Source organism: Streptococcus sp. CSL10205-OR2 (genome assembly GCF_025660655.1).
GTDB lineage: Bacteria > Bacillota > Bacilli > Lactobacillales > Streptococcaceae > Streptococcus.
Genome location: NZ_JAOTIN010000020.1, coordinates 1 through 6,361, shown reverse-complemented (window position 1 = coordinate 6,361; position 6,361 = coordinate 1). Strand labels below are relative to the sequence as shown.

3 protein-coding genes and 2 pseudogenes are annotated in these 6,361 nt (G+C 36.7%); 1 reads left to right on the top strand and 4 read right to left on the bottom strand.

The features are described from left to right. A pseudogene (locus tag N7659_RS08255) lies at window positions 1-221 on the top strand (transposase); the annotation flags it as partial. Here N7659_RS08255 and N7659_RS07830 read toward each other — a convergent pair. The 4 genes and pseudogenes from N7659_RS07830 to N7659_RS07815 form a co-directional block, all read right to left on the bottom strand. Continuing rightward, window positions 182-850 carry an ABC transporter ATP-binding protein gene (locus tag N7659_RS07830; RefSeq protein ID WP_263276599.1) on the bottom strand — a complete coding sequence of 223 codons (669 nt, stop codon included), beginning with the start codon at window positions 848-850 and terminating at the stop codon, window positions 182-184. The pseudogene N7659_RS08255 and the gene N7659_RS07830 overlap by 40 nt on opposite strands. A 9-nt stretch (window positions 851-859) precedes the next feature. Continuing rightward, window positions 860-1,936 carry an ABC transporter permease gene (locus N7659_RS07825; RefSeq protein ID WP_263276598.1) on the bottom strand — a complete coding sequence of 359 codons (1,077 nt, stop codon included), beginning with the start codon at window positions 1,934-1,936 and terminating at the stop codon, window positions 860-862. Window positions 1,937-2,067: 131 nt separating this feature from the next. Beyond that, the gene (nt5e, locus tag N7659_RS07820; protein ID WP_263276597.1) at window positions 2,068-4,242 is read right to left on the bottom strand and encodes a cell surface ecto-5'-nucleotidase Nt5e; all 2,175 of its coding nucleotides are present in this window, start codon (window positions 4,240-4,242) and stop codon (window positions 2,068-2,070) included. Window positions 4,243-4,409: 167 nt separating this feature from the next. Beyond that, window positions 4,410-6,361, bottom strand: a pseudogene (locus N7659_RS07815) (CshA family fibrillar surface protein C); the annotation flags it as partial.

The window sequence follows — 6,361 nt, the reverse complement described above, 5'->3', positions numbered from 1 at the left end:
GCGACTAATAAATTAATCAAAGATATCAAAAGACAAGCCTTTGGTTTTAGAAACTTTAACAACTTTAAAACAAAAATTCTCATCGCTTTGAACATTAAAAGGGAGAGAATCAATGTGATTCTCTCCCTATCTTGATGAATAGTCACCCACTACAGTTGACAAAGAGCCGCTTTTTGTTTGCTTATAATTGCTGTTTTAATACACCATCGTTCATTTCATAGACTTTATCACATTTTTCAATCATTCTTTTATCGTGAGTCACCATGATAATGGCTTTTTTTCTTACTTTGGCTTCTTTTGCTAGTAAGTCAACCACTTCAAACGCTCGATGACTGTCTAAACTAGCTGTTGGTTCATCAGCTAAAATTAATTGAGGATCATTATATAGAGCTCTTGCAATAGCCACTCTTTGGCGTTCTCCTCCTGATAAATCCTTGGGAAATTTTTTGATTAGAGTGCCAATACCCAAATCTTCAAATAATTGTGTTTGTTTCTCTTTTTGATTATTTTTATTTATCTTATCTACCAAATCCAACTGTTTTTCAACAGTTAAAAAAGGAATAAGATTAGAACTTTGTAAAATAAAACCGATTTCTGAAAAACGTAGACGAGCACGTTCTTTTTCAGTTAATTTTGTAAAGGAGTGTTGATTAATGATTAAATCACCCTTGGTTGGTGTCTGAAGACCACCTGCAATGGTTAAGAAGGTACTTTTTCCTGAACCAGATGGTCCAATAATGGCAACAAATTCACCTGCATCAATTGAAAAATTAGTTGGTTTTAATGCTTGAATGATTGCTGAACCGTCCTTAAATTCTTTACTAACATTTTGAAATTTTAATACTGACATATCTGTCTCCTAACCTAACATTTTTAAAGGATCTATTTTGACCACTGATCTGACAGAAAACACTGCGCCAAGAACGGCAAAGAAAACCATTGCTAGTGCAATCACACCATAGAATAACCAGTTATTTTCAAAAGGAACAGAACTTGGTAGTAATAAAGAACTTAAAAAAGTTCCGATAAAACCTAAAAATGTTCCGACAAAGCTCAATAAGAAGGTTTGTGCTAAAACTGATTTTGAGATATAAAAATTAGAAAGACCTTGAATTTTCATTAATCCAAAAATTTGAATTTTTTGTGTGGTTAACACATAGATGAAAATACCAATTACTATTGAAGAGATGATAATTAAAAAGCCAATCATAAAAGCAAAGGTTAAATTTTGTGCCTTATAGCCTGGTAAATTTTCAATAAAATCAGCAATGCTTAGTTTTTCTAAAGTATTTGAATCATAGGAATCAATAGCATCCCTACTAACAATCGCATTGGTATAAGCTACACCATCTGGCAAAGTATCACCGTAAACAATTTGTTGAAATTTATCAAAATCAACATAAACAACTGGAGCCACACTAAAACGTGAACCACTAGTATAGCCAACAATGGCTAATGTTTCATCAGTATCTGCTAATTTTAACTCATCTCCTATTTGATAATCGCCATCCTCAGCTAAAGAAATATCAACAACAACTTCATTAGAAGCACTAATTTCGTGTCCCTCAGCAATTGTTGGTGTTAAAAATTCATTAGTTTTTATACCAAAGAGTGATATTTTGACTTTATCATCTTGACTAGGATTTTCCTTGCTCCAACCTACTGTTGATTTTTGAGCTAAAAGTGCAAGATGACTGCCTTCTACATCTTCGATGGTTGTTGCATCAAACCTTGAAGCTGCTATACTTTGATTGGCATCACTAGACAGTAGTATGGAGTTTGCTTCCCATTTGTCTACTGCTGATTTGTTTTCTTGAATTAGACCATAAGCTAATGCTGATAAGAAAAAGACAAGGTAAGAGATTAAAAATAGTAAACCTAAAATTAAACTATATCTTAATTTATTTTGCTTCATTTCTTCAAATGCTAAAAACATATATTCTCCTTATTATTAAATATACTACTATAGTAACTTAATATGCTTAATAATGCTAATACTATGGCTACTTTAAACAAAAAAAGAGATTTTAAAATCTCTTTTTTCTATATTATCACACTAAAAAGTGATTAGCGTCCATAACTTCTTTTTTTGATGCCATATAAACCTAATGTTGTCATTGACAATCCAAGTAGAATTAACATCGTATCATTTGAACTTCCAGTGTTAGGCAAGGTGTCATATTTCTTAGCATAAGAAACAGGCACTTGCTTAGATGAATCAGATTTTTGCTTATCCATCGACATCATCATTTGCTTATCATGTTTCTCATCATTCATTTCCATGCCAGGATTGCTCTCAGGATTAGAAGGATCAGTCATAAGAATAAGTTCAACAAAGTCTGGGAATCCATCGTTATCAGTATCTAAAGTTGAATCAATAGAAATGAGACGAGAATTTGGATTAATCACTTCATAATCATTAAGATCAACTGTTTCAAGATATTCAGCAAAAACGACATCCATAGAAGGACCTTCTTCACGAGCACCACCAAGCATGTCATAGCCATCTCCACCAGCAGCTAAGAAGTCATTGGTTGTAAGATAATAATCTTTACCAAAATCAAGAGGTTCAATTAAACCAGTTTCAGGATTTAATAGCTCAACATAAAGAATACGAGCTTCTCCTTCAAGGTTAGTATCATAATAAACATTAGCACCAGAAACATGCAAGAAACCACCACTAGCGCCTAAAAGAGGTTGACCATTTTCATCTCTGATGACTTCACCAGTTTCAGAATCCTTTTGAACCATAGAACCTAATGAATGAGCAAACATGTCAACGACTTGTTTTCCTGTGACTTTAATTTGAGAGATAAAGTTACCAAAAGGAAGAATAGCAATAATATCACCTTTAGTGATTGGTTGACCTTTTTGAATAGTAGCACGAATACCACCACCATTCATGACTGCAAGGTTACTTGGACGTGAAAATCCAGTCTTACTGTATTCTAAAAGAGAATCAGAAATCAAGTTACCTAGGTTAGTTTCACGCACACGAACGTTTGCTCTTTCCCCTTGAAGTTCCACAGGACTTGCGTCAACAACAACAACTGCATTAACTTCTTCATAACGTTCCTTAATTTCAGCAACTGTAGCAGCTACTTCAGGATCTGCTTCATAAGCTTTACCTTGTTCAGCATTGATAAATGATACTTTCATATCATCTTTTGTCAGAACAATTTTACCAACATTATTTAAATAACTACCTGTTTGAGAATAGATAGTATTGTCACCATAAGTCGCTTCAGCAAGAGTATGAGAATGACCGTCAATCATTAGAACACGTTTGTCTTTTAATAACGGATTCTTAGATAATGCTTCAGCCATTGTGCTTCCTTGCCACTCTTTTTTGGTACTTGCATCAATTCCCAAATGTCCTAAAACAATATAGTTTTTGTATGACACACCTTCTGCTTTGGCGCGAGCTTCTATTTCTGCAATAGCATTTTCAACTTCAGAGATAGGGTCTCTAAAGACAACTTTCTCAACATTTTTAGGATGTGTCTTAGTAGCAGTTTCAGGTGTTGTTACACCGATAACAACAAATTCATCCCCTTCGATTGTTTTATCTTTATCAATAATCACTGATGGTTTAAATAATCTAACACCATCAACATAAGTATTAACACTGAGTAATGGGAATTCAAGCATTTTCTCAAGTTTGATGGCTTGTTCAAGAGAAAAGTCAAATTCATGGTTTCCTACAGCCATTGCATCAAAACCAATTTGGTTCATTAGCTTAGCCATATCTTCACCTTTACTACTATTTGAAATTGGCATTCCTTGGAAGGCATCACCAGCGTCTAAAACTAATGTTTCACCTTGAGCTCTAGTCTCTTTGACAATAGTTGCTAATTTAGCCATTCCAATAACATCTCTACCTTCTTCAATACGACCATGAATATCATTGGTATTGATGATAGTAACTGTGCCATCTGTTTCAGTAACTACAGGGTTTTCTTGAGTAGTTGCTTGAGGTTGTGATTCTTCACTTGTTGGTTCACTGGTTTCAGTGGTATCTGGAAGAACTTCTGCTGGCTCAGCTGGTGCTTCTGGTGTAGCTACTTCAGAGTTTTCAGCTTGAGGTTCTACCGAGTTGTTTTCAACTTGAGGTGGAAGTGCAACAGTCGATTCAGGCACCGCATTTTCTACAGGTTCATCTGCGTAAACTGTATTAGTTAAAACAGCAGTTGAAACTAATAGAGTTGACAATGCAGGAATGAGTAAGGTTTTCTTTTTCATAAATTCCTCCAAATATTTTTATGTTACACCGTCATTATACCTTTTTATGTTAACCTTTACAAATAAACATTTCTAAATTTTAAAAAAAATTTTAACAACTCCCTGAAAAGAATATTAAAAAAGCTAGAATTATTCAAATTCTAGCTTTTTAATAGTTGGTGAAAATACTATTTTTCTTCTTTTTTATCTTTTTTAGAAGTTATAAACAATATCATACCTAACATTATTGATAACAATGCTTGTGGTAAGAATACTTTATCAGATTCACCAGTTTTAGGTAATGTACTCATCTTGGTAACAAATTGATCAGATGATACTTTTTTATAAATGTATGTCACATTTCCTTTATCATCAACTATTTTTTCAACCAACTCATAACCTGTCGCATTACCATTCTTATCAAGATTGATAGGATTGCCTTCACTATCAAGGTGAAGAGTATAGTTTTCAACTGTTGGAACAAATTTAGCGGTAACAACCGTACCATTTGTATCAACACGCTTAACAGTCACACCTGTGCCTATGCCTGTGAAACCTTTTTCTGGCGTAAAGGTCACGGTGCCATCTGGTGCAACAGTGTAGGTACCTTCACCTGGAATCGTCTTAGTTGTACTGCCATCTTCGAATGTAGCTGGAACATTGTCATCTATTGGCACAAGTGGATTACCTTCAGTAAAGGTAGGTGTTCCAACTTGAATATCACCATATTTTCCAGATGAAGTTGCATCAATTCCTGTTGGGGTAACAGCTTCAACTATTGGAATAAACTTAGCAGTCACTACTGTACCGTTCTTATCAACACGTTTAACGGTCACACCTGTAGCTGTTCCTGTGAAGGTTGGTTCTGGTGTGAAAGTGACACTACCGTTTGGTGCAACCGTGTAGGTACCCTCTCCGTCAATAGTCTTAGTCGTGCTACCATCTTCAAACGTAGCTGGAACACTATCATCAAGTGGTACTAAATCATCACCTGCCTCAAATATAGGTGTGGCTGTTTGGACTTGACCTTGTTTACCTGTTGATGTGGCGTCTGCTCCCGTTGGAGTTACAGCTTCGACTGTTGGGGTATAAGTTGTTTCTACTGCTGTGCCATTCTTATCTTTAGCTTGAATCTTAACAGCGTCTGGAGTGCCTACAAAATCTAAGTTCGGTTGGAAAGTAACAACACCTGTCGCTGGATCAATACTATAAGTACCAACTTCTTGACCATCTTTCATGGCTGGAACGGTTGTTGCTGGCTGATTATTGACATCCAATAAGGTAATCTTTGAGGAATCAATTGGAGCTGTAACATCACCTGCGGTGAACAATTCTCTAGCTTCTGTTGTCTGTGCTTGACCTTGTTTACCTGTTGATGTAGCGTCTGCTCCCGTTGGAGTCACAGCTTCAACTGTTGGCGTGTACTTAGCGGTCACTGCTGTGCCGTTCTTATCAACACGTTTAACGGTCACACCTGTACCTGTTCCTGTGAAGGTTGATTCTGGTGTGAAAGTGACAGTACCGTCTGGTGCAACAGCGTAAGTACCCTCTCCGTCAATAGTCATTTCTGTACTACCGTTTTCAAAGGTTGCTGGTACATCATCGTCCATCGGTACAAGTGGGTCACCTGCTGTGAACACTGGTGTCGCACTTTGAACTTGACCTTGTTTACCTGTTGAGGTAGCGTCTGCTCCCGTTGGAGTTACAGCTTCAACTGTTGGCGTGTACTTAGCGGTCACTGCTGTGCCGTTCTTATCAACACGTTTAACGGTCACACCTGTACCTGTTCCTGTGAAGGTTGGTTCTGGTGTGAAAGTGACAGTACCGTCTGGCGCAACAGTATAGGTACCCTCTCCATCAATAGTCTTAGTTGTGCTACCATCGTCAAAGGTGGCTGCAACATTATCATCCATCGGTACAAGTGGGTCACCTGCCGTGAACACTGGTGTTGCACTTTGGACTTGACCTTGTTTATCTGTTGATGTAGCGTCTGCTCCTGTTGGAGTTACTCGTTCTACTGTTGGGGTATAAGTTGTTTCTACTGCTGTGCCATTCTTATCTTTAGCTTGAATCTTAACAGCGTCTGGAGTGCCTACAAAATCTAAGTTCGGTTGGAAAGTAACAACACCTGTCGCTGGAT

What these genes read in the sequence shown, in the direction of transcription:
- nt5e (WP_263276597.1), bottom strand. Translation starts at nt 4,242, where the DNA reads ATGAAAAAGAAAACCTTACTCATTCCTGCATTGTCAACTCTATTAGTT.
- N7659_RS07825 (WP_263276598.1), bottom strand. Translation starts at nt 1,936, where the DNA reads ATGTTTTTAGCATTTGAAGAAATGAAGCAAAATAAATTAAGATATAGT.
- N7659_RS07830 (WP_263276599.1), bottom strand. Translation starts at nt 850, where the DNA reads ATGTCAGTATTAAAATTTCAAAATGTTAGTAAAGAATTTAAGGACGGT.